We start from the raw sequence: 24,476 nt of genomic DNA, 5'->3' as shown, positions 1-24,476 counted from the left end.
TTAACTCTCCTTAGGATATTTTTTTTAGCATAACTTTTAATGCGTCAATTCTGTCGTAATATTTAATTTTCTTTGCAAGAAAGTTATAAATTTGTTTTGACTGCAAATTCCAGTTTTCAGGAATGAAGCCTTACAGATCATATACCTAAGGTCTTATTACAGAGTTGCAGATAAATGAGTGATATCAGAGTTTTAATCATAGGATTGGCTGCTGATTGAAAACAAGTAAACTAATTATTTTGGAAAACAGAGTCTTGCCATGAGATAACTTACTGTGGATTCCGCACCCTGATTGAGATTAACATTTTTCTCTTCAAGACCATCATAACATCCACCTGTTGCAGGGTTATAAATAATCTGATGTAAATGATTTTTTCCTAAAAACCAACTAAAAGCATTCCTCATCATCTGCAAATATTTTTCATCCTTAAAAACCTTGTAGAATGTAGATAAGGCCAGTATGGTGTAAGCAACGTCAATAGGCTGTTCGCCACCAATTGATTCAGGATTTTTAACTGTTTCTTTATGCAGCCATCCTTTATTGGATATTACTTTGATGCCACCCTTAATAAATATTTTAGAAAGCAAAAACTTGAATGATTCATCGGCAATTTGCTTATACATACCGTCTTGGGTCGTAATCCATGCACATAATAAAGCTTCAGGAAGTAAACTGTTTCCATAGGTAAGATAGCTTTCAAACCAATGCCAGTCTCTATGTTTTTCATGCTGATACATTTTAACCAGTCGATTGGCCAGCTTTTTCAATAATGGAATATTGTTTTCAGCGTTTTGATAATGCAATCCCTTTATAATAAAAGCCATTGCACGGGTAGAGTGTATTTTATCAATAGACGGAAGACTTTTTTCAATAATTGATTCCGCTTCATCAGAAAACGGTTGCGGTAAAATTGCTTTTATAGAAAGAAGATATCCCAGTGCCCAGATAGCTCTTCCATTGGAATCTTCAAGATTAGTTTCATAATTCTGCTGTGTAAATTCCCTGTTTTGATTGATATAATTGAGAAAACTTCCATCCGGTTGTTGACAAAACTTAATAAGCTTCAGATAAGTTGAGATTAAATCAAGGTCAGATTCATCTTTGCTCAATTCATAATGCCTGCAGGCTACAATCATAGCCCGGGCATTATCGTCCAAAGTATACCCGGAATTGATATCAGGCTTGTTGATCTTAGAAAACTGGATCATTCCAAAATCTGTTGTCATATTTTTGATATGGCTGAGATTGATAATGGGGAATGTATAATGTAATGTCATTTTATCTTTGCTGTATTGTTGAAATAATAAGGCGTGTGAAATAGAAGAATTCTCCCAGGCTGTGGGAGCCATTTTTTCTAAACTATTTGATCGTAATTTTTCCTGTACGGTTTCATTTTTTAGTAATGTATTCACGGCAGACACAAGTTGTTGCGGAGCTTCAAAATCAATAATAACTCCCAGGTCTTCATTTAATACTTCCAGAGCATGGGGAATAGGCGTGGAAACAATGGGACATCCACAGCTGATGGCATACGAAAAAGTACCACTTACTGCCTGATTTCTGTCTTTTGAAGTGAAAAGATAGATATTGGTAAGCTGCAGATAATCCAACAACTTATCTAGAGGCAGGTACTGATTGATAAAATAAGTGTGATTTTCCAGATGGAGCCTCTTAACAGTATCCTCCAAAAAATCACGATACTTCTCACCTTCATATTTAATGATGCCGGGATGTGTTTTTCCGATAATCAGAAACATTACATCGGGGTTCTGGACAATGATTTCGGGAAGTGCTTCTAAAGTAGTTTCTATATTTTTCCCGGACCCCAATAAACCAAATGTTGAAAGTATCTTTTTATCTCTAAATCCGTATTTTGCTTTCAGTGAACTTTTGTCGATAAATGGTAGTAAATGAGTGCCATGGGGTATCACTTTAATTTTATCAGATGGAATGTCATAATCATTGGACAGTATATCTGCAGAAATATCGGTCATTACAATAATAAATTGGACGAAACTGCTGATTTCTTTTACCTTTTCTTTTAATTCCCAATCCGGTTTTGGTAGAACGGTGTGAAAAGTAACAATGATATCTTTCTCTACATTTTGAAGAAAAAGCAGCAATCCGTTTTTGGCTTCGTTGAAAAATCCAAATTCATGCTGGAGCATAACCAGTTGAATATTGTCATTTTTATTGATTTTAGAAGCCAGCTCCAAATAAGAAATAGCATCGGATGTATTTAAGCTATATTCAATGTTTTCTATATAATGATAGTGTTCGTCCTCTGTTTCCATTGGACAGATGGTTATTGTAAATGATTCTCTGAACTTTAACTGTAGAGATTTTATCAAATCCTGACAATACGTTGCAATGCCGCACACCTTAGGAGGAAAAGTACTTATAAAGATGATTTCTGGTTTATAATTAATTGTGTTTTTTTTATTTTGTACAGATCGTCTCTTTATCTTTTCCTCCATGTCTGATTTTATATTTTTATTCATGTTGATATCTGTTTTAAAGTCTGACATTCTGTAGTGAATAGCCAGTTATGATGTGTATTGTAGTAATTCCTTCAGTAATTCCTGAACACTTAAAGAAGCAACAGCTATTCTTTTATCTGCAGCTCCGTAGTAGATATGGAGTGTATCTCCTTCTACGATGGCTCCGGTAGGGAAGCAGACATTGTTCACTTCTCCCTTCTGTTCCCATTCTTCTTCGGGTTTGAAAAGAGGATAAGGAAGTCTTGAAATTTCTTTTTCAGGATTATCAAGATCCACTAAAGCAGCACATGCGCTGTAAACATAGCCTTCAATGGTATCATGTACACCATGGTATATCAAAAGCCACCCATGTTCGGTTTCTATAGGGGGGCATCCTCCGCCAATATAGCTTACCTCATGCTCATATTTGGGAGATAATACGATATGCTGATTAAAGTGAAGGAAATAATCTTTCCAGAAATCAGTATTCAGATCTTCTATATTTTCTATACCTGCAATTTGGATATCGGGTCTTATGCGATGAAGAAAATAAAGCTTCCCGTTAATTCTTCTTGGAAAAAATATCACATTTTTATCCCATAGGAAGACATCTTTATTTTTTTTATAAGTAGGCGTGAGTTTGTTGAAGCGTCTGTACTTTTCTCCTACTTCACCTTGAGATTCTGATAAAAATCTAAACTTGTTGTATGGAATTTGGGGAACAATAATACCTCGTTTTTGCCATGATATAAGGTCCTTTGATACTGCAAGTGTTCCCAATGCATTAATCCCGTCATAACTCGTATAGGTAAGGTAAAATAAATTATCGATTTTTACAATTCTAGGATCTTCAATACCATGTTTTTCGTATTCAAACTCGGGGATGATAACCGGATTGCTCAACCGGGTTTCTATAGTTTTATAATCTGAGAGTATACAGTATCCGATACTGGAGAAATTATTCCTGGCAACAGCCCTGTAAAAAAAATGTATTTTTCCGTTATCCTTAATAACTGCGGGGTTTAAAACACCTTCACTCTCAAAGTCTAATGTTGTTTTTCTGAGTATAATTCCGTCTTTTTTCAGAGATACCATTTAGTTGCCGGTATTTTGGGATTCGTTTTCCCTGTCTCTTCGTTTATTCATCTTATCTTCCCGTTTCTCTTTTGCGGATTTTGCGGGTGGAGTTTTATCTGATTTCTTTTTTCCGTCTTTTTCTTTTGACATTGTGAAATATTTTTTTGTTAACTGTAAATTTCAATCATTAAAAAAGGAAAGCTTTACAATTGTCTTTCAATTTGTTGCATAAATCATAGATATTTTAGATTTAATAGACTAACTTTGGGTAAACAACTGTTAATGAAACAATTGGCAGGTATAAAAAGTAAGGGAGATGAAGTTGTACATAAAATATATGGTAAGTTTGCGCTGCAAAATGGTTGTCCATCAGGAACTGGAAAGGCTGGGCATTAAAAATGCTATTGTAGATTTGGGAACTGTAGAATTACTGGATGATATCAACGTCGAACTAAGACAAATTCTGAAAGAAAATTTACTTAAAACAGGACTTGAAGTATTAGATGATAAAAAAAGCATCCTGATAGAAAAAATAAAAAATGTTGTCATAGAAATGATTCATTATTCAGATGAACTCCCAAAAGAAAATTTCTCAGATTATGTAAGTGAAAAATTAGGATATGATTACACTTATCTTGCCAATACCTTTTCAGAAGTGAAAGGAATGACACTCCAGCATTTTATCATTATTAATAAAGTAGAAAAAGTAAAAGAATTACTCTTGTATGATGAACTCAATCTTACAGAAATCTCTTATAAACTCAATTATAGCAGTGTAGCACATCTCTCTAATCAGTTTAAAAAAATCACAGGACTTTCCCCCTCATTTTATAAGCAGTTAAAACAAAGGCGTCTTGGAAATTTGGAAGACTTATAAATGTATGATATATGTAAGATTATTCTGGATATATATAGCTTGGTATAACACTTAAACGGCCATCTTTGTAGTATAATAATCAGGAATTCACAAAATCCATAAAGCTTATATCACTATAAATAGTGCAATTTTAGATAGGAAATAGAGTGAATAGTTGAAAATATTTATCAAACAACAGGCTGTTCTCCCGTATTTGAAACCATTGTAGTAGTCAAGAAAGATGTGAAAAAGCGAATATACGACATAGTAGGCTTAAGGATTCTCAATTTTGACAATGAGCATATTAAATCCCGATAAAATAGTAGATATGTTTTCGAAAGGGTTTAATTAATCAAGGACGGAGACCCAAGGTTTCTGTCGTTTTCGTCCATATTATAGGAATTGATAGATATATAAAAATTTTCATCAACTGAGTCCATAAAACTGTTTGAACATTTATGAGTAAACAACATGTTTAAATACAAAACAGACTTTCTTATTATCACTTTAACATCAGAAGTCATGAAAACAATACACCTTTTTCAGTTTAAGAATTCCATTACCCGGAAACTTCCTTTTTTTAAGGAAGAATGTAGATTAGATAATTTAAATGATTTAATGGCCTATGATCTGATGAACACCGAAAAAGTGACTGAGTTCATTATTGAAGTTCATGATGATTTTATTTTTGAAGATATGACCAGAGAAGATCTTTTGTCAATGTGTAGAAATGCCAGAGAAATGATTGAGCATTATTTTGTTACAACCATGAATGATTATGACGTTATCTGAATATCGATTTCAGCAGCATACAAGTTTTTTTGATCAACATAAATAATAGCCCATGAAATTTCAGCAAAGTTTACTTGATTATATCAGTACTTCACTCATTACAATGAATGAAACGGTTTCTATAGCAGAAAGCGTAACCTCGGGATTAATACAGCTGGCTTTTTCCCAAATGGCTAATGCAAAACAGTTTTACAAAGGAGGAATAACGACTTTTACATTACCTGAAAAAGTTCAATTTTTAGATATAAATCAAATCGAAGTTAAGGAAAATAGTTTTGAAACCCAAAAAATGGCTGATACAATGGCTGTAAAGGTCGCTGAATCATTTGGAACAGATTGGGGAATTGCTTCTACTGGATATGCTGCATCTGTAAGAAATTCGGGATTTAAAGTGTATTCATTCTGTTCATTCAGTTACAAAGGAGAGATTGTACTTTCAAAACGCATAGAGCTTCATGATAAGACCCAGGCACTGGATGCACAGTTGTATTATACCGAATTTATTTTAGGGTGTTATAAAAGTGCATTGAATCAAATATTAATTTAACTTATCATTTATCATCAGTTTAAAAGTATAGATTTTTAATTTTTCGCTTTTATTTATGTAAATCTCTACGAGTTTCCAACTCTGTAAAATTCTTTGTCAACCCTTTATTTGATTTTATGCTTAAAAATTATTAGATTCTAAATTTTTTGAATAATTTATATCCAACATTTACAAATTTATTCATTCTTATGCAAAATAAAAATGGCGCTAACTGTCTTTAGTTGGCGCCATTTAGCTGTTTGTGAACTTGACAGGACACTATCCAAACTCCTTTTTTACTGATATAGAAAATATCGTAGAGTTATGTGGTTGAAAATAAGTAGTATATGAATATTATCTTTACGTATAAACTTAAAAATATGCTCTTCAAACACATTTCCGGAAGATTTTGTCTTATAAGTCAGTTTGATTTGCTAAAATAATTGTTTTATATCTTGATGATTGATAAAATATCGGTTGGTGATCAAAATATTAGATGAGAAAAGAGTTGGAATATTTTGATTCACTTTCAGGATGAAAAATTTAGATCAATTTTGGTTTCTGAATTTACATGTTGTTGTTGTTGTTGTTGTTGTTGTTGTTGTTGTTGTTGTTGTTGTTGTTGTTGTTGGCATTCTCAACATTTTGCAATCTTTTTGAGATAATGCCTGCATCTAAGATTGAAGTTATGCTTCCTAGCACGAAATAGGCCAGAAGGAAAGCCATACCGGCCAAAATATAGAGAACTAGATATTTTGAAAACATATTCAGTTCGGCATAATTACAGAAAACCAAGATCGCAAAACCAAGCAATGCTAAAAGTACTGCAAAACATAGCGAAAATTTTTTGAAATATATTGTTGTCTTAGTAAGATTAACATAGAGTTTGCCTAATTCATTAAATGACAGATGTGCTTTACCACTTTTTATAATTGGCCAGTCGAAATTGTTTCCGAGTTTATCTTTAAGCTCGTTATAGGCAGGAATACTTTTGTAATTTGTCCTGAATCCTGAAATTATAAAGAATATATTTTCTTGTATGGCTGGCTCGATAAATTTATCCTTAAAGTCAGTTTGGAGATTTTGTAACAAGGGGTAAGCATCGATCATGTACTGTAGCTTTTGGAACTTCCTTTTCAGATGAAAATTTAAAATGTAGGGCGCAGCCAAAGATGTAAGAATTACTGTTACTAGTGTTCCTGTGGCTGTTACGATAGTATTAATGTCCATAATATAAAAATATTTGAGTTTAAAATTTTAGTGGTTAGATTCTGTTATTATTTTCAGTTTTGTCTTGCTAAGTAAGAAAAAGTATTGTTAAACTTTCTTACGCATTAGTGATTTCAAGAAATAAATCATTACGAAATCGGTATACAAAAAAACTGCAAATAGTCAATTTGCAGGATTTGTATATTCTTAATTCATTGAATTAACTTTTAAAACGTTGTTAAATATTAATGTATAACAGTTTTATGGCATGAAATTAAGATTCGGTAAAGCAACATTTTTCTTCTCGATTTTTAAATACTATCTGTGGGGAGTGCCGGGAAATTAATATCTATATTTTCAGCTCTGGTTAAAGAGATTAAATAATACATAAAATGGATATGAGGTTCTCCTGTCCTAATTTTTATAGATTATTTACCTCGAAAAGATGCTCAATTTGCCGCAATTTGTCTTCTTCCAATGTCGGAACTGATATAAATAACCTTTCTCGTGCTCGGCTAACTGCTACATAGAAGATTCGATGTTCCTCTTTATGTAAGGTTTGATTTATCAAAAAATCACAATGCTCCTCTTTTTTGAGAACAACAAGTACATTATCAAATTCGTCACCTTTTGACTTATGAATCGTTTTACTGGGGGATTTTTCATCGTCTATTCTCAAACAGACAGAGATCTGTTGATAAGTATAGTTATCATAAAATTCTTTTGCTTTGCCTCTAGTTGCAGCAGGAAAATTAGTACTGATGTTTGTTCGGACATGACTGTAGAATTCAAAAAATGACAGGTCTTTAAATTCTTCAAAATTTGACAAAAGTCTAGAAAGCCCCTGGAGTGCCATAGCCTTACGGTCATTTTTGTTGACAACATGGCGATAATTGAATTGCATCTCTTTCATTGCCTCCTTAAATCGTTTTTCTCTCGCAAATTCAACCGCTCGAAGGCTTGAGATGAGAGCATTTCGTCTGTCGGAATTATCAAATGAGGACATTTCTTCAATTAGGTTTGTTTCAGGTCTATCTGCAGTCATTTGCGTTCGTAGTTCCCGTGCGGTAAGATTGTCCCATGATAGAATTGTAAGATTTTCCCCACAAATGTTTCTTGCATATTCACTTGCCAGTCTGTAGTTTCCGATCAGAAGAGTACATCTGTCCCCAGGAACATCTCTGAGAGGCCGCTGGTCCATATCTGGTCTTACATGATTTAGAACTCCAACGATTTCGTTTGTACTTCGACGGTTGTCAATAATTCTGTAATCCTTCAAGCCTTGGAGTTGATAATCTGTGAAATGTGCTGGATCTGCTCCTTGAAAGCTATAAATTGATTGAGCCTGATCACCAATTATGCCAGTAATTGTTCCGTTTTCACCGATCATATTTAAAATTTTGGACTGAATAGGACTGGTGTCTTGAAACTCATCAACGAAGAAATAAGGATATTTTGTTTTAAGTACCTCTACAATAAAAGGATATCTTCTAAGTAGGATGTAAGAAAAAAACAGAATATCTTCGTGATGGAGAATTCCCCTTCCCCAGAATAATTTCTTGTATAAGAATAGTTCTGGTGTTAATATGTTTAAACAAGTTGCTGTTGCAAAGTTTCTTCTATCACCGTTAGCTGGATAATAGTAGGCTTGTCTATTATCCGCAAAAATATTGATATCATCGCCATACAATTTATAGTCAATTGTAGTAAGCCAGTTAGCCAGTCCCGGAATATAATAGGGCAAGGATGTTAATTGGTTTATTGTATAGGGATTTCTGAGTCTTTGTGCCCCGGGGCTTTGGTTTAGCCACTGTACAATTTTGCTACGACTAGGTCTATGTTCCTCATGTCCATCCATTTTAACTACGTTAAATCCAAATTCATCTGCGATATTACCGATGAAAGGTTTGATTACATTACTGTAGAGAAAACCATGGATAGTAGAAACTTCGATTCTTTCCGCTCCAAACTGTAATCTTTTAACGATAGTTTCAACGGCAATATTTGTATAGGTGATGCACGCAATCTTTTTTGTTGTACCCAGCTTCTTAGACGTGTGTAGCACGTGACGCATATGGTTGACAAGCCAATGTGTTTTTCCTGCACCGGGTCCTGCAAATATTCTAAAATGCTCTTCAGTATCGATTATGGTTTCTGAGGTAATTGTTGTTATTGGCATATCCAGTGAATTGCTTGTTGAATATAATCAGGTACATTGAAATCTTTTCTTGTCCTATCTTCAGGGTTTGCGGGAAGAGCAGGAAGAAGAATATTTTCTTCAAGAAATGTTGCAAGTTCCAGTGCATTTTCACCTTTGCCAACAGAAGAAAGATATCTCTGTGCCAGTATTGACTGATTCTTTTCCTGTTGTGTCCAGACAGGATCAACTAATGCTTCAATAGCCGTACGGAAATCTGTTGAAGCGGTACTGCGATGAATCCTATCCAGAAGATCTGCCATTGGGCGCCCTGCATTGTAAAAGGTTATCAGTTCGGAAAGTTCATCACGATTTGAAATAGAATTTGTTAGGAGTACATCATTTTGAAGGTTGGAAAGCATGAGTTCATATTCAAATGTTTTTCCATTTTTATGATTTTGTCCAAAAAAACGGATATTTGGATGAGCAGCATAGGCGGCAACTTTTCCTTCAATGTGGTTTGTGTAGTCATAAAGGCCATTATCCTGTCCTGATTCAAAAGTATAACATTTTGTATACGATCGTGCAGCTTTCAATTTTCTTTCAGGATCTCGGTCTTTCAAGCAGACTATTTTCTTAGGTATTGTAAATGGCTGTGTTGAATCAAAAATACGCAGGAAATTATCGAAATGTCTTCCGCCTACAGGAACGATGGCTATATGATGGTCTTCGATATCTGTACCGATATATTTTGTAAGTGTTGGAAGAAGGATCTGTTCTGCCAGACCTTCTACGAATATTACTTTTTGCGCGAATAACATATCTGATCTTGTGGCATCCAGAAATCGTTGTACATACGCTTTGGATTCCTGCCCAGCGGCATCTGCAGCGAAGCATTTTCCAGGATATCCGGCTGTGATTGTATTACCTCCGTTATGTAAGCAGATTATATCATCAAGGGATACTGCAGAGGTAATCTGTGTGGAATGGGTGGTAACAAAAATTTGTCTCACTTTACGTTCAAGCCTGTTTTCCTTTAAAAATTTCAAAAATTTATATTGCATAGAAGGGTGGAGGTGTGCTTCTGGTTCTTCGATAGCAAGCACTGGAAAGACCTTTGCGTTGCTGCCAAGATATTTACCATCTGAATTCACTTGCATTTTGGCCAATAGAAGCGACATGTAAATCAAATTATTATATCCCAGACCATTATGAGTTGCGGGAATTTTAATCTCCAGCCCAGTATATCCAATGATGAGTTTCAATGCCGAAAAAAGTTCAACTTCAGAAATGCCCCCGTCGAAATCAGGCGTTGCATTATTAAAGGTTGCACCGGTCTGTCGTGCATAATTTAATATCTGATCTTTCCCGGCACGCATCCTGATCTGTAGTTCCGTTATCAATGCTGTGGCCTGCGCTGAAAATGCCTGCTTTGCAGCTTTGATTTCGGCGAGTTTTACTTCACTTGTTTTAACGGCTTCATCAGCGGATTTTATGTCGTAATCCAAGAAGAAATCAAGAATTTCCTTAAGCATCGTATTTCTTCCGGTGAACATATCCCTTTCAACATCCCTAATGGCATTCAAAAACTGAAAATCAAATTTCTGAAGAGATTCTGAATCAGCTGTCTGTAATAGAGAAGGGTCTCCACCATAGATTTTATAAGTATAAAACCTGAGATAATCCTGTTTGATAACCTGCCAAGCTTTATCTTTGGTATCACATTCTTGCAATGAATCTATATATTCGTCATGTTTTTCAATTGGAAGGAAAAATTTATAGGTTAATTTTGCTTCATAGTTGGCACTTAGAACTGTCAGCCAATTGGAAACAGTGACAAGATCCTCGCTATTAGGCAGTTCATCGGTACTCTTTTTAAATGTCAATGAAATACTAACTGAAGGAGGTAGACGCTGTAGATTTTCTAAGGTAGTACTTTTAGAGAAATCGTCAAGTTCAAGACGTCTTGGGGTCTCACTGTTGATAACAAGGCTTATCGCTTTAATTAGGCTCGTCTTTCCAGAATTATTATGGCCTATTATTACGTTTACACCATCGTTAAATAAAATTTCATTTTGAGGGAAATTTCTGAATCCCTCAATCGATATTTTTGAAATATACATAGGTTAAATAGCTTTTCTATAAAAATAGTTAAAATTATTTAATGAGTCTCCTCTCGCTTGCAATTTTGGTATATTTCATTAGCTATTACTAATTCGATATCAGAAATATTATTTTGTGGGATTTTTTTCTTTAGTTGTTCAGATAAAAGCTGGTTTGAAAACTCAGTATCGGATATAATAAGTAAGGAAATGCGAATTTAAGGTCCGTGGATCTAATTTTTAACCAAAATATATTTGCATTATGTATTTTTGTTTTAACAAGTAATCCATGATGAATAAGGCTATTTTTTCCGAATTCTTTCTAAATAAGTTTTTGTATGATTTTAAATTATCTACTGTGCCTAACATTCGACGAATAAAAAATCTCGTTGAATCACTTATTAAAGAGTTGGAGTCTGGAAAGTTCAGTAGTTTAAAAGAAGAGGAGATAAAATCTAGATTTGTTACTACTTTTTTTGGAGATATTTTAAACTTCAATTACGGAAATGCTCACAAATGGATGTTGCGGGAAGAGAAAAAATCGTTAACAGACGGTACTAAGCCCGATGCGGTTCTAGGTTATTTTTATACGGATAAAAAGAAAGATGAAGTTAGAGTTGTTATAGAGGTGAAGGATCCAAAAACTAATCTAGACGCAAAACAAAAACGGGAAAAGAGTATTTCAGCCGTAGAGCAAGGGTTTGGTTATGCACACAAGACTGGTGGTAACTGTAATTGGGTTATAATTACTAACATCAATGAAATTAGGTTTTATAGATCACAGGATAGTTCTCAATATCAGGTATACCTATTGAAGGATTTAAATGACGAAAAGAAATTGAAAGAATTATTATTTCTTTTTCATAGAGACCGATTTATAAGGCATAATTTGGAAGAGAATTCTAACACTGATAATCTATTTGAACTTTCTAAACTTAAATCTAAAATTGAAAGTAAAAATCTGCATGTCATTGATAAAATTTACTATTCACTAAAAGGATTTGAAGAGCTTGGTTTTGTAAGCCCAGATTATCTTGCTTCTATAAAGCCTTTTAATATTTTGGATGAATATGTATGGCATTACCATGATCATAAGCTTTTTACGATCAATCCAGATATTTACACTCTATTGACCAAAATTTCTGTGGATGGAAGAGAGATTAGTTTCTCGGATTCTTTAATAACAGAATTGGTAGGAATAGATATTAATGAAGCGATGGAAAGATTAAGATGGTCGTTCAAATTTCTTAATAAATGTATGATTACTAAAATTCACGCAGTTCGTGACTATCAGTTAGAATTAAGACGGAAAAAAGGTGTTATTGGGGTTTCAAAGACTCATATTTTTAGCTGTGAGGATGACAATATAGTTGAGGTAGATATTGATTTAAGTCCTGAAGATACTGTCTGTGACTGTATGATTTGTAATTACAGAAATTTTGATTTTCACAAACTTATCAGAAAATTAAAGCAGGCCGATGGAAACTTGGATTATCTTACTATGGAATATGCATTTGGGAATTTTTTGGTATCATCGAATAATTACAGAACATCCTATTTTATTTTAAATGAAATAAAGAATTTGACAAAAATTAGTCCTGAAAAAGGAGTGACCTATTTTCTAGCTTCGCTGAATACTACTTTTTTATATCATCTGATTCAGATGTCATCATTGGAAGATACGGAAGAAATCCGAAGCAACATAAGAGCAATCGATATGGATAAGCTGCTTTATAATGAGTTGGAATTTTATATCGAGAAGGATGTGCTGGATTACTTAAAGAAAGTTAAAGACGACGATCTTATTGATAAAGTTCAAGATAATGTTGATCAGCTCCTTGAGCAAGTTGATGGGTTAAAGAAATTGATAGATGACGGAGGCTCGCAAACAGGTCCGAACTATGCGTACAATCTGCTTGTAAATTATGAGAAATGTTTCAGACATCATTACGGCAATTCTATTTTTTATGTGAAATTTAATAAGTACAAGAAAATCACTGCACACACGTTACAAGCTTTGGTGACCAGTTATAATACTGAGGGCTATGGACTTCAATATTTCAATGATTTTATCCTAACAGAAAGTATCTTACATATCCATTCGACAAAACTACAGGAAATACTTTCTAAACAGGAAGTGATAGAAGTTGATCAGGAAAGCTTAGACACACTGCTGTTAAAGCTGAACAATCTTTTGAGTAGTTATATAAAAAAGGGGTTCTTTAATGATTTTGCTAAAAATGAAATTGTAGCGATTCAACTGGAAAACTGGAATTTTGGACAACAATACAATTCTATATTTACAAATATTTTCACCATTCTTTCAAGATTAGATCTGAAGAAAGAACAATTTGCACCATTGATCAAAACTTTGATAGGTTTCTTGGATATAGAGGACAATTTGGCTCATTACAATATAAAAGAGCTCGAAAATTTTATTCTCAAACGTGGAGATTTATTTGAGGAAAAGGATTTGGAGTCTATTTTAAATATTGCGATTAGAAGGGATAAAATGCATAATCACAAGTATGAAGGTTTAATAAGAAATATCCCGAAAGCCTTTTTAAAGCATAAGCCGCAATATAAATATTCCAATATAAATTTAATTAACAGGCTGCTTTTAAATTGTCAGCGAGAGGATGGAACTTTTAAGAATTTCAGAAAAGCTATTAATCTGGCTCAGATTGCTGATGATCCTTGTAAGAAAATTTTATATGGTACATTCACAGATTTCCTCAACATGCAATTTGATGACGAATTCTATAAATTATTGCTGCATGCTGGAGTGATTGAATTTGATAAAGGAGATTATTTCGAGAAGTATCTTAGTTATGTCAATAACAGAATACCCTACAGAGATTTTAAGTTAGAGTCCGTAGAATCAATCAATTTGTCTTTTCTGAATTTTATTCTTCTCATATCCAAACTTAAAATTGACGTTGAGTTGGCATTTTTTGAGAAATTAACAGGCTTAAATACTTTTGAAAAGTGGCTCTTGAATCCAAAGAGATTTGATTACCAATTTTTTGATTCCAATTGGCTTATACAGGTTGCTGGATATCCGAATTTTCTTAAACGATTATCAGACATTCCTGATATAGTTATTGCTATTGAAGAACGACTTGAAAGAGATTTTAATTCATCTTTGGCGGAAATTAAGTACAAATTTTTAAAAAAATGGGAGAAACCGTAAATTAATGTTCTTTGGTTTTCGCTATATTTGTATGAATAGTAGTATATTAAATACTATTCCTTTGTATTCAAATGAAAATCCACGGTATATTTATAGGCATTGATAGGTTTCAATCTCCTTCAATAAATTGGCTTTCTTGTGCAAGACGAGATGCAGTTGCATTATATTCTTTGTTTTCTGATAATCTTCAGGGAAATTTTCATTTGATATTCGATGAAAATGCAACAAGAGATTCGATAGAATCCCGAGTTAAAGAGCTATCCAATTGTGCAGATGACGATATTGTAATATTTTCTTTTTCAGGGCACGGTACAAAATACCCATGAATTAGTAACCTACGATACAAATATTAACGATATCGGCTCAACGACAATTGCACTGGATACTTTGGCAGAATGGTTTAAAAATATTCCCGCAAGACAATTAATATGTATTATTGACTGCTGTTTTTCAGGAGGAATGGGAGCAAAAGCATTAGAGGTAAATTTTGCTTCAAGAGAATTTAAATCTGGAGAAGAACTAATAAAACAATTTTCAGGTAGTGGCAGAGTTATATTAACTGCCTCAAAGGCTACCGAACCTGCATGGGAAAATGGAAAGTTAGGTCATGGTTTATTGACTTACCATCTGCTAGAGGCATTGCAAGGAGCAAATGAAGTAAGAAAAGATCAAAAAATAGGTATATACCGTTTATTGGAGTATGTTACATCAAGTGTTAAGAACTCTGCTGGTGAATTAGGTGCTGAGCAAAATCCCATGTTGTTAGGACAAATAACAGAAGAGATTAGTTTCCCTGTCTTTAAACCAGGTAGATTGTACAAAGAAGCTTTTCCAGAAAGGAACATTTCATTGGTGGATGCAAGTATCGAATCCTTGCTGGAGTTTGGATTCCCTAATGGCATTATAGAAGCATGGAAGTCTAAGATACCATCACTAAATCAATTGCAGGTAGATGCAATTAATGATTATGGCATTCTTACGGGTAACCATCTTGTAGTTTCCGCACCTACATCTTCTGGTAAAACAATGATAGGAGAGCTTGCTGCTATATATGGAGTTTTACAAAGAAAAAGAGCTGTATTTCTTCTTCCTCTAAAGGCATTGGTAAATGATAAGTTAAGGCATTTTGACGAGACATATGCATCTTTTGATATTAAAACAATCAAAGCTACAGGAGAAAGTGTTACTGACGATATTATACCATTGATGAAAGGACAGTATGATATATGCTTGATGACTTATGAAAAGTTTGCAGCCATTATATTAGCTAATCCTTATGTCCTTAATCAAATTGGAACTGTCATAGTAGATGAAGCTCAAATGATAGCTGATAAAAACAGAGGATTAAACTTAGAATTTATATTAACATTATTAAAACTTAAACGTAGAGAAGGTGTTGAACCTCAGATTATAGCTTTGTCCGCAGTAATTGGTGATTTAAATGGATTAGAAAGGTGGTTAGGTGGTCGTCTGTTACTACATACTGAAAGACCAATTCCTCTAAATGAAGGAATTATAAAGCTCAATGGTGATTTTCGATATATTGAATCTGATACAGGGGATGAAATTACAACAAACCTTATAAGGCCCAGTTTTAGGAAGGGATCCAGTCAGGATATTATAATCCCGTTGGTTCAGAAGTTAGTTAACGAAGGTAAAAACGTTATTGTTTTCCGAGAGACAAAATCAGAAGCACAAGCTTGTGCAATGTACTTGGCTACTAATTTAGATTTACAGCCGGCTTCCGATGCAATCGATTTATTGCCACAAAATGACCCTTCTATTTCCACTCAGAAACTAATACAAACATTAAATAAGGGAGTTGCTTTTCATATTTCGGATCTTGACGCTAAGGAAAGATCTGTTATAGAAGATCAATTTAGAAGCAAACACTCAGGGTTAAAAATAATTGCAGCGACTACAACTTTAGCTATGGGAGTTAATACTCCGGCGGAAGCGGTCATCATTTCTGGTCTGACTCATCCAGGTAATATTCCTTATTCAGTTTCTGAATATAAAAATATTATAGGTCGAGCAGGTCGGTTAGGATTTGCTGATAGAGGATACTCTTTTTTGATTGCAACAACTTCAATCGCAGAACATACTTACTGGCAAGACTATGTTTTGGGAACCCCGGAAGATATGCAATCTAATTTTGTTTCAAAGAATACAGATAGTCGCTCGTTGGTATTAAGAGTACTGGCTGCATCCAAGTCCAAAAGAGGAATGAGTAGGTCTGAAATTATTGGATTTTTAACAGAAAGTTTTGGGGCTTATCAAGAGAAAATAAAATATAACACATGGAACTGGAGTTCAAGAGATATTGATGATGCCTTAAATGAACTTACTTATCATCAGCTAATAGAAATGGATGATGAAAGCTATTTTCATTCCACTACAATAGGAAAAATAGCCGGAGATTCAGGAATTGAAGTTGAATCTATTATCCGTATTATCAATACTTTGCAACAAATCCCTACAGAGCTCATTTCTGATCCTGTATTATTGGGAATAACTCAACTTACTATAGAATTACAGCAAGTATATATGCCTATAAACAAAAAAAGCATTTATAAAGAGCCACATACATGGAGTGACGCCATACAAAGACAGCGAATTCCTTCTCAGTTGATAAATGCATTTTCAAGATATTCAAAGGATAATATTGAGACTACATCGAAATCAAAGAAAACGATGGCTTGCCTACTTTGGATAACAGATATGCAATTGGTGGAAATGGAGGCTCTTCTTATGCAGCACAGTCGAGACAACTCTGCTGCAGGTGCAATACGAGCAATAGTTTCACGAGTTTGTGATGTACTTCCTATTGTTGCTGGCATAACTGAAATACTAAAATCGGATATTAAGCTAACTGAAAGAATTCCCAAATTACTTTTAAGACTAGAACTAGGTGTTCCCTCGTCTATTATAGAATTAGCAAAAATTTTAGGAAGAACTTTAAATCGAGGTGAATATCTTGAATTATTAAAAAGAGGGATAATGACTACTAATCAGTTTAGTGCTACTGATGAGCGAATTTTATTAGAGATATTTTCTAATGATAAGGTTGAAGAAATAAGATTTAAGATTGAACAAAATATTCAAGAACAATCAACTAGAATAGAGTTTCCTGAGATTCCACTTTATAAAGAGTAGAGTTATTGTCAATAGTATATTGGATTCTATTACGGGAAACAGTAATGATTCGATAGAAATTTAGTTTATTTTTAGCACGAAAATGAAAGAAAGGATCAACTTTAAGCACTAATTTATTAACTTAGTGCTTACTAATACCATATAGCTATTAATGATTGAGAAGAACATAAAAGATGATTTTTTAGATTTATTTTATAATGACCTGTGCAATGAAGCGCTTGAAAATAATAATACATTAAATCTTTTTACTTTAAAGGTCAAAAATAATGCATTTAGCTATGACGAGCTTATAAATGAACTTGGAAACAAACTTTGTTATTTTGCTCTCTCTCGTAAGCAAGTTGATGAGTTAAAACAAGCAGATAAATTCAATGATCTTGTAAAAAAGGCAAAAGCTAAACTGAAACATCATGCTGATAACGAGGGTGAACTTGGCGAAATTTTATTATACTGTTTACTTGAATCTCATTTAAATGCTCCAAAAATCCTTACCAAATTGGAATTAAAAACCAATTCCAATGATTATATCAAGGGAGCTGATGGTGTACACCTTTTAAAGCTCTCAGATACAGACTATCAAATCGTTCTTGGTGAATCAAAACTTAACTCTGATATCAGTAAAGGTGTATACGAGGCTTTTGGGTCAATTAGCAAATTTCTAAAATCCACATCAAAGTTGGAGTTTGAAATTGACCTGATAAATAGTGAACTCGTTAAAGAGGCTTATGATCAGACAACTTATGAAATGCTAAAAAGGATCATAATTCCGAGTGCAAAGGAGGATGATACATATCTGGATTATTCCTTCGGAATATTTTTGGGCTTTGATATTCCCATTACAGATGAGGAAAGCAAACTTAATAATTCAGACTTCCGTAAAAATATAAGAGAGAAGATCAAGAAAGAAGTACTTAAAGCGAAGAATTCGTTGAATCATCAGCTAAAGAAAAGCGACTATACGGGGTATCAGTTTTATATCTATGTCATTCCTTTCTCAGACCTTCAAAATAAAAGAAAACATATCATTGGAAAAATAGTTGAGTGATGAAAATTATCGATAAACTGACTGAGGATATTTTACGAGATGAATACTTCAATGCTTTGTTTAATAAATGTTCTTTGGTAACTGCGCAAAACCTGTTCAAAAAATCAAACAGGGTTCAATTTACCACAAAAGAGTTGAGGGACACTTTGCGTTTTGCAGACATTTTATCCAACTCTAAAAATTCTGAAGCGAGAAATAGATCTTATCAAATTGTTGCCTCTCTGAATCAAGATTACAAAGATAACGAAGTGTACAGAACAGTATCAAAAGCTATATTTAGTAAACTAGGTAATTTTCCGGCGATTAATTATTTGGAAAATAAAAACAAAAATATTGCAGTTCTGCCAATTTTTAGGGAAATTGAAACCGAATCTAAACGATTGATACAGCAGGCTCCAGATGGAAACGGAATGATTTTTACAGACACGCAATTTGAGTTATTTAATAAGCTGTCCAAAAGTACCGAGTTCAGTTTTTCCGGACCGACTTCCATGGGCAAGTCTTTTATCATCAAATCTTTTATCAAAAAGGTGATAAAGAACAGTCCACCAGAAAATATCGTGATCATTGTACCCACCAGAGCTCTTATCAATCAATTTTTTTCTGATTTAAAAAATGAACTTCATGAGCTTCTGGACACTTATAAATATAAAATCTTTATTAATTCAAATGTATCTGATATTTTAACTGAAGAAAAATACAATTATATTTTTGTTTTAACCCCAGAGCGGCTTCTTAGCTATTTGTCACAAGATACAAATCCTCCAATAGGCTTTTTATTTATTGATGAGGCACACAAATTAGCAAATGATAAAGATGCCCGTAGTGTTACGACTTATTCGGCTATTGAAAAAGTTCAGAAAAAGTATGGGAATGTTAAATTGTATTTTTCTTCCCCAAATGTTTCCAACCCTGAAATATTTTTGAGACTGTTCAATAGGGATATACAAAATTCATTTAGAACAGGAGAGTCTCCCGTATCTCAAAATATTTATTTTGTTAACCTTGAGACTAAAGAGGTTGAGTCTTATTCCAATAATTCAGTTTTAAAGTTGCAGGACATACTTGATGATAGCAAGGATTATTCAATTACAAAATTTATCAAGTTCATTGGAGCTGATAAAAATAATCTCATCTATTGTTATTCCAAGAGGAATACGGTGAATAAAGCAATTGAGCTTTCAAAGTTACTTCCAAGAAATGAGCAGAGTGAACTTGTTGAACAGGCAATAAAAAATATTAAAGAATACATCCATCCGGAATATTACTTAGTTGATTTTATAGAAAAAGGAGTGGCATATCACTATGGAAAATTGCCCCAGTTGATAAGAAATTTGATCGAAGATTTATACCAAAAGGAAGAGATTCGCTATGTATTTTGTACTTCAACATTATTGGAAGGAGTTAATATGCCTACACAGAATATTTTTATTATAGATAATAGAAGTGGTTCGAAAACAACTTTGTCACCAATTGATTTTTGGAATCTTTCTGGAAGGGCAGGAAGATTGACAAGAGAATTAGAAGGTAATATTTTTTGTGTTCAGTATGAGGATTTTAAATGGGTTGATAAGGATGTTTTGATAAGAAAGGATATTAAACTGCAACCAACTATTCTGACGAAGATTGATCATAATCTTAAGAAAATCGAAAAGGCACTTAAAAATGAAGAGATAAAATCTGGTTCTGAAGTAGAGAAAGAAATATTAAAATATATTGCAAATATCATTAAAGTTGACACTTTAGAAACTACAGCTAATTATAAAAGTCCAATAATTGATAAGTTGATTGAAGATAATAAGCAAAAGCTCATCGATTTGGCGAAGCAAGGTATTATTAATTTTGAGATTCCAAAGTCGATCTTAAAGTTCAATCAAACCATCAATTTTGAGATTCAGGAAAGAATTTACAAAGCTGTATCAAAATCAAAAAATAGTATATTACCTAACAGTGGGGGTATAAAATATGAGAGCATCCTTAAGGTATTGATCGATTTTCACAGATTGTATTCGTGGGATAAAACAGAAAAGAAGCTTGCAAATGTAAACAGTTTAAAATACTACGCAGTGCTGATGAACCAATGGGTTAAGGGATTTTCTTTAAGCCAGATAATAAGTCAATCTATCGACTACAATCATGATAATAGATATCAGATAGAAGTTGATTTTAGAGAGTATGAAGTATTTGATAAGACAAATAGAAAGCATATAAATGCTCTAATTGAGAAGCTTATCGATGACATTGAATATGTTCTTCGCTATATTCTAGAAAAGTATTTCAATCATTACTATCAAATTTTGGTGGCTATTATAGGAGAGAACAAAGCCGGAGATAATTGGGCAACACTCTTGGAATATGGAACACAAATACCACAGGTGATAGCTTTGCAGAATATCGGGTTATCTAGGAATACTGCAATTAAAATTTTTAGGAATCATAGAAAGTCGTTGATATTGAAAGATAATAAACTAGTTGGTGTAAATAAAGCACTTTTACTAAATGAATTTAGATCAACATCACTAGAATTTGAAGAAATTAAAAGAACACTATAAAAAGATAGTTTAATGTCACTAATTACCATTTAAATAACGAAAATCTTGATGGAGAACGGATCTTGAGAATTACATGAGGAGCTGGCTGAATAATATTCGGTTGACAGTTTCAGAGATTATAAAAAGTGAAAGATTACCTGTCTCACTGTAGGATACAGCTTTGCATAATTAGGATTTACTATTAATGTGTAGCCAAATTCCAAATTATACCAATTTTTCTGCTGAATTTCCTTTTTACTTTAATGCGGCATAAATTACTTTTTGTTTATCATTTCATATGGTTAAAAATATTAATTTGTAAATCAAATTAATACATTAATTATATGAAGTCAGCCTATCTATACGTCCGTGTAAGTACAGATGAACAAAAAAGAAAAGGATATTCCTTACCAGAACAGGAGGATAGATTATTGAAATATTGTAAATATAACAATATTGAAGTCAAAGGAATCTATCGTGAAGACTACTCTGCCAAAAATTTCAACCGACCAGAGTGGAAAGAATTATTTTCAGAAATTAAAAAGAAATCATCAGGAGAAGACAAGAGCATATTATTTATCAAATGGGACCGATTTAGTCGTAATGTTGAATATGCTTACGAAATGATTGGAAAGCTTAGAAAATATAAAACGATAGCAATGGCTATTGATCAACCAATTGATTTCTCTGTGCCGGAAAGCACGGTTATGTTGGCTGTATATTTAGCTGTTCCAGAAGCAGAAAATACCCGGAGAGCTCAAAATACTGCAAATGGCATTCGTCGAGCGAAATTGATGGGTAGGTATCCTAACAAAGCACCTATTGGATTTATTAATTTGACATTAATGGATGGTAAAAAAACTATTGCTCCTAAAGAACCTGAAGCGGATATTATAAAGTGGTCTTTTCATCAAGCTGCCCAGAACGATTATAAGATTTCTGAAATCATGATAATGGCTAATGAGAAAGGATTGATATGCTCACGGTCACACTTTTTCAGAATTTTAAGGAATCCAGTTTATTGTGGGCTTATATCAGTCAAACTTAACTCTAGTGAAGAGCAAATGATAAAAGGTTTGCACGAACCTTTAATATCTGAATCGTTATTTTATCAGGTTCAGTCTATTATTAATACGAAAAGAAAAACTACTTCTAAAAAAGATGATTTAAAAGAGCTGTTTTTTCTCAGAGGTTTTTTAACTTGTCCTGTTTGTGATCGAAAGCTCAGTGGAAGTATTGCACAAGGAAGTTCAAAAAAATACCCATATTATCATTGTCATGATCGCTGTAGGACAAGGATAAACGCAGTTTTTCTGAATGATTGTTATCAAAATAAGCTTCAGCAATTAATACTATCAAATAATACAATTGACTTATTTAAATGTATTTTACAAGACCAGAATATAAAGACACTGAAAGCAAGTTATTTGTACAATCAAAATTTAATTGAGAGAAAAATAAAAGAAGAGGGGCAAGTTCTTTCTAGAGGCAGAAAGTTGTTTTTAGCAGGAGTATTAAAAATTGATGACTACAATGAATTAAAAAAAGAGAATCAAGTTAACATTAGGCATCTTAAGAAGGAAGCGCGTGATATTTTTCTTAAATTAAAAGCTATTGATAAAAAGGATCAAATAGAAGATAAAGAAATAGTCGAAGTTTTTCGAAAATTTTCCGAGTTTGACACCTCAGATAAAAAAAGTCTTGTGAGTCTTATTCCACCAGTTGATATTGATTATAAAACAGGAGATCTTTCTTTGGACTTGAATCAAGCATTTTTAAAAATATTTTCAAAAAAAAGTAACCGAAAAACTAATAAGAAAAATGAATTTTATTGATAAGAATGTTTCAGTTGAACAAGCGATTATTCTTTTAGCTAAGAATGGAGTTCAGGTAAATGAGAAAGAAGCTAAAATTATATTAGAATTACTATATTTAGTATCAAAAAGTTACAATAAGCCAAAAGAGGAAAAAATACTAGAACCTTAATGGGATTTCAAACTACGCTTCAATACCGATGAAATCTCTGATAGAGCACTTTTAGACTGTCTGTTTCAGGTGGACTAGGGATTTCACATCAAAAAATTCAAACTATAAAATGTCAGGCCGTAAAAGCTTGATATAGAGATTTTTATGTGTAAAAAAAGAGAGACAACTATCAAATAGTTGTCTCATTAAGTGAGCTCGACAGGATTCAAACCTGTAACCTTCTGAGCCGTAATCAGATGCGCTATTCAGTTGCGCCACGAGCCCTTTTTGTTATCTTGTTGTTTAACGGTTGCAAATATACCACTTTTTTCCGTTCTTTGAAACATGAAACAGAAAATTTTACTTTTATTTACGGTATTTTCGCTAATTGCCTGTAAAAGAGAAACAAAAATTTCGTCCTCAGATTGGACAAATATCTCAAATCGTACTCAGTTTAAGGAGCACGATGGTGTTCTTGAATTAAAATCCGGAAATTTTAACTATAATTTTGAGAAAAATCAGACTCCTTTCAAAAAAATAATTCTCCTAAATGCCAGTATGGCGGGGTATATTTCAGAACTTGGAGCAGAAAATCTGATTATAGGAGTTTCAAGTCCGGAATACATTTATTCGGAGAAAATTCAAAATCTGCTGAAAGAAGGAAAAATTCAAAATGTAGGAAGCGAACAGAAATATGATGTGGAAAAAATTATTGCGATGAAACCGGATGCTGTTTTTACCAATTATGTCGCAAGCTTTGAAAATGCTTACCAGCTGTTGAAAAATAACGGAATTCAGGTAATATTCCTGGATGAATATATGGAGCAGCAACCGATGCAGAAAACGGCTTATATCAAGCTTTTTGGCGAATTTTTAGGCAAAGAAAAAGAAGCAGAAACTCAATATCAGGAAATTGAAAAGAACTACAATGATCTGAAGAAGCTGGCTCTTACAGCTAAAGACAAACCTGTGGTACTGGCGAATGAAATGTATGGTGATGTTTGGTACCTTCCAGGTGGAAATACTTCTGTTGCTCATTATATTTCAGATGCCAATGCTCATTATATTATGAAGGATAATAAAGACGAAAAAGCTTTAACGATGAGCTTTGAAGAAGTATATGCTAAAACTGGTGGTGTTCAGTATTGGGTAAATGCGGGAAGTCATACTTCCAAACAAGAAATGTTGGGTATGAATCCTTTTTACGGAAAGTTGGATGTATTCAATAAAGGAAAAATATATACCATTGCCGGAAAAGAAAAACTGAAAGCTAATGATTTCTTTGAAAGTGGTGTAGTAAGGGCAGATCTTATCCTAAAAGATTATATTAAGATCTTTCATCCGGAACTTTTGCCGGATTATCAGCTTACCTATATGAAAGAGTTGCAGTAACTCATACTATTTGC

17 protein-coding genes and 1 tRNA gene are annotated in these 24,476 nt (G+C 33.2%); 11 read left to right on the top strand and 7 right to left on the bottom strand.

Going from position 1 to position 24,476, the window contains the following annotated elements; genetic code table 11:
- Positions 1–234 precede the first annotated feature (234 nt).
- From ACL9RH_RS09540 to ACL9RH_RS09530, 3 genes are read right to left on the bottom strand one after another with little or no spacing between them, the layout of a single operon-like run.
- Positions 235–2,502 carry a glycosyltransferase gene (locus ACL9RH_RS09540; RefSeq protein ID WP_422693127.1) on the bottom strand — a complete coding sequence of 756 codons (2,268 nt, stop codon included), beginning with the start codon at positions 2,500–2,502 and terminating at the stop codon, positions 235–237.
- Between the two features lie 45 nt (positions 2,503–2,547).
- Positions 2,548–3,576, bottom strand: coding sequence for a pesticidal protein Cry7Aa (locus tag ACL9RH_RS09535; RefSeq protein WP_422693126.1), 1,029 nt, complete (start codon positions 3,574–3,576; stop codon positions 2,548–2,550).
- Complete coding sequence (locus ACL9RH_RS09530; RefSeq protein WP_262510197.1) at positions 3,577–3,708, bottom strand: hypothetical protein; 132 nt, start codon at positions 3,706–3,708, stop codon at positions 3,577–3,579. It lies immediately after the preceding gene.
- 166 nt (positions 3,709–3,874) lie between these two features.
- On the opposite strand from ACL9RH_RS09530, the gene ACL9RH_RS09525 reads away from it, so the two are divergent.
- From ACL9RH_RS09525 to ACL9RH_RS09515, 3 genes are all read left to right on the top strand, one after another.
- Positions 3,875–4,435 (top strand): helix-turn-helix domain-containing protein, encoded by a 561-nt coding sequence (locus tag ACL9RH_RS09525; RefSeq protein WP_422693125.1) that lies wholly within the window; start codon positions 3,875–3,877, stop codon positions 4,433–4,435.
- Between the two features lie 501 nt (positions 4,436–4,936).
- Complete coding sequence (locus tag ACL9RH_RS09520; RefSeq protein ID WP_052187039.1) at positions 4,937–5,206, top strand: hypothetical protein; 270 nt, start codon at positions 4,937–4,939, stop codon at positions 5,204–5,206.
- Positions 5,207–5,258: 52 nt separating this feature from the next.
- A complete protein-coding gene (locus tag ACL9RH_RS09515; RefSeq protein ID WP_422693124.1) occupies positions 5,259–5,753 on the top strand; it encodes a CinA family protein in 495 nt (164 codons plus the stop codon).
- A gap of 546 nt (positions 5,754–6,299) precedes the next feature.
- On the opposite strand, the gene ACL9RH_RS09510 is transcribed toward ACL9RH_RS09515, so the two are convergent.
- From ACL9RH_RS09510 to ACL9RH_RS09500, 3 genes are all read right to left on the bottom strand, one after another.
- A complete protein-coding gene (locus ACL9RH_RS09510; protein WP_422693123.1) occupies positions 6,300–6,962 on the bottom strand; it encodes a hypothetical protein in 663 nt (220 codons plus the stop codon).
- Between the two features lie 400 nt (positions 6,963–7,362).
- On the bottom strand, positions 7,363–9,120 hold the full coding sequence (locus ACL9RH_RS09505; protein WP_422693122.1) for a UvrD-helicase domain-containing protein: 1,758 nt from the start codon (positions 9,118–9,120) through the stop codon (positions 7,363–7,365).
- Positions 9,111–11,201 (bottom strand): ATP-dependent nuclease, encoded by a 2,091-nt coding sequence (locus ACL9RH_RS09500; protein ID WP_422693121.1) that lies wholly within the window; start codon positions 11,199–11,201, stop codon positions 9,111–9,113. The genes ACL9RH_RS09505 and ACL9RH_RS09500 overlap by 10 nt, the downstream gene beginning before the upstream one ends.
- Before the next feature lie 268 nt (positions 11,202–11,469).
- Between ACL9RH_RS09500 and ACL9RH_RS09495 the strand changes: the two genes are divergently transcribed.
- The 7 genes from ACL9RH_RS09495 to ACL9RH_RS09465 all read left to right on the top strand — a co-directional run bounded on the left by ACL9RH_RS09495 (position 11,470) and on the right by ACL9RH_RS09465 (position 23,091).
- Positions 11,470–14,373, top strand: a complete 2,904-nt coding sequence (locus tag ACL9RH_RS09495) for a hypothetical protein (RefSeq protein ID WP_422693120.1) — start codon at positions 11,470–11,472, stop codon at positions 14,371–14,373.
- Positions 14,374–14,444: 71 nt separating this feature from the next.
- Positions 14,445–14,699 (top strand): caspase family protein, encoded by a 255-nt coding sequence (locus ACL9RH_RS09490; RefSeq protein WP_422693119.1) that lies wholly within the window; start codon positions 14,445–14,447, stop codon positions 14,697–14,699.
- Between the two features lie 61 nt (positions 14,700–14,760).
- A complete protein-coding gene (locus ACL9RH_RS09485) occupies positions 14,761–17,529 on the top strand; it encodes a DEAD/DEAH box helicase (protein WP_422693118.1) in 2,769 nt (922 codons plus the stop codon).
- A gap of 151 nt (positions 17,530–17,680) precedes the next feature.
- Positions 17,681–18,574 carry a HamA C-terminal domain-containing protein gene (locus ACL9RH_RS09480; protein WP_422693117.1) on the top strand — a complete coding sequence of 298 codons (894 nt, stop codon included), beginning with the start codon at positions 17,681–17,683 and terminating at the stop codon, positions 18,572–18,574.
- Positions 18,574–21,126, top strand: a complete 2,553-nt coding sequence (locus ACL9RH_RS09475; protein WP_312296910.1) for a DEAD/DEAH box helicase — start codon at positions 18,574–18,576, stop codon at positions 21,124–21,126. Before ACL9RH_RS09480 ends, ACL9RH_RS09475 begins: the two co-directional genes overlap by 1 nt.
- A gap of 323 nt (positions 21,127–21,449) precedes the next feature.
- The gene (locus tag ACL9RH_RS09470; protein WP_312296912.1) at positions 21,450–22,940 is read left to right on the top strand and encodes a recombinase family protein; all 1,491 of its coding nucleotides are present in this window, start codon (positions 21,450–21,452) and stop codon (positions 22,938–22,940) included.
- Positions 22,927–23,091: a hypothetical protein gene (locus ACL9RH_RS09465; RefSeq protein ID WP_047388376.1), complete on the top strand. Its 165-nt coding sequence runs from the start codon at positions 22,927–22,929 to the stop codon at positions 23,089–23,091. Before ACL9RH_RS09470 ends, ACL9RH_RS09465 begins: the two co-directional genes overlap by 14 nt.
- Before the next feature lie 190 nt (positions 23,092–23,281).
- On the opposite strand, the gene ACL9RH_RS09460 is transcribed toward ACL9RH_RS09465, so the two are convergent.
- Positions 23,282–23,355: transfer RNA gene (locus tag ACL9RH_RS09460), tRNA-Arg, on the bottom strand.
- A gap of 60 nt (positions 23,356–23,415) precedes the next feature.
- Between ACL9RH_RS09460 and ACL9RH_RS09455 the strand changes: the two genes are divergently transcribed.
- Positions 23,416–24,462 (top strand): ABC transporter substrate-binding protein, encoded by a 1,047-nt coding sequence (locus ACL9RH_RS09455; protein ID WP_422693116.1) that lies wholly within the window; start codon positions 23,416–23,418, stop codon positions 24,460–24,462.
- Positions 24,463–24,476: the final 14 nt, after the last annotated feature.

It is taken from the genome of Chryseobacterium sp. Mn2064 (genome assembly GCF_049319685.1).
Taxonomy (GTDB): domain Bacteria; phylum Bacteroidota; class Bacteroidia; order Flavobacteriales; family Weeksellaceae; genus Chryseobacterium.
The sequence above is the reverse complement of the archived record's forward strand: the minus strand, read 5'-3'. Positions and strand labels throughout refer to the sequence as shown.

What these genes read in the sequence shown, in the direction of transcription:
- ACL9RH_RS09540 (WP_422693127.1), bottom strand. Translation starts at nt 2,502, where the DNA reads ATGAATAAAAATATAAAATCAGACATGGAGGAAAAGATAAAGAGACGA.
- ACL9RH_RS09535 (WP_422693126.1), bottom strand. Translation starts at nt 3,576, where the DNA reads ATGGTATCTCTGAAAAAAGACGGAATTATACTCAGAAAAACAACATTA.
- ACL9RH_RS09530 (WP_262510197.1), bottom strand. Translation starts at nt 3,708, where the DNA reads ATGTCAAAAGAAAAAGACGGAAAAAAGAAATCAGATAAAACTCCACCC.
- ACL9RH_RS09525 (WP_422693125.1), top strand. Translation starts at nt 3,875, where the DNA reads ATGAAGTTGTACATAAAATATATGGTAAGTTTGCGCTGCAAAATGGTT.
- ACL9RH_RS09520 (WP_052187039.1), top strand. Translation starts at nt 4,937, where the DNA reads ATGAAAACAATACACCTTTTTCAGTTTAAGAATTCCATTACCCGGAAA.
- ACL9RH_RS09515 (WP_422693124.1), top strand. Translation starts at nt 5,259, where the DNA reads ATGAAATTTCAGCAAAGTTTACTTGATTATATCAGTACTTCACTCATT.
- ACL9RH_RS09510 (WP_422693123.1), bottom strand. Translation starts at nt 6,962, where the DNA reads ATGGACATTAATACTATCGTAACAGCCACAGGAACACTAGTAACAGTA.
- ACL9RH_RS09505 (WP_422693122.1), bottom strand. Translation starts at nt 9,120, where the DNA reads ATGCCAATAACAACAATTACCTCAGAAACCATAATCGATACTGAAGAG.
- ACL9RH_RS09500 (WP_422693121.1), bottom strand. Translation starts at nt 11,201, where the DNA reads ATGTATATTTCAAAAATATCGATTGAGGGATTCAGAAATTTCCCTCAA.
- ACL9RH_RS09495 (WP_422693120.1), top strand. Translation starts at nt 11,470, where the DNA reads ATGATGAATAAGGCTATTTTTTCCGAATTCTTTCTAAATAAGTTTTTG.
- ACL9RH_RS09490 (WP_422693119.1), top strand. Translation starts at nt 14,445, where the DNA reads ATGAAAATCCACGGTATATTTATAGGCATTGATAGGTTTCAATCTCCT.
- ACL9RH_RS09480 (WP_422693117.1), top strand. Translation starts at nt 17,681, where the DNA reads ATGATTGAGAAGAACATAAAAGATGATTTTTTAGATTTATTTTATAAT.
- ACL9RH_RS09475 (WP_312296910.1), top strand. Translation starts at nt 18,574, where the DNA reads ATGAAAATTATCGATAAACTGACTGAGGATATTTTACGAGATGAATAC.
- ACL9RH_RS09470 (WP_312296912.1), top strand. Translation starts at nt 21,450, where the DNA reads ATGAAGTCAGCCTATCTATACGTCCGTGTAAGTACAGATGAACAAAAA.
- ACL9RH_RS09465 (WP_047388376.1), top strand. Translation starts at nt 22,927, where the DNA reads ATGAATTTTATTGATAAGAATGTTTCAGTTGAACAAGCGATTATTCTT.
- ACL9RH_RS09455 (WP_422693116.1), top strand. Translation starts at nt 23,416, where the DNA reads ATGAAACAGAAAATTTTACTTTTATTTACGGTATTTTCGCTAATTGCC.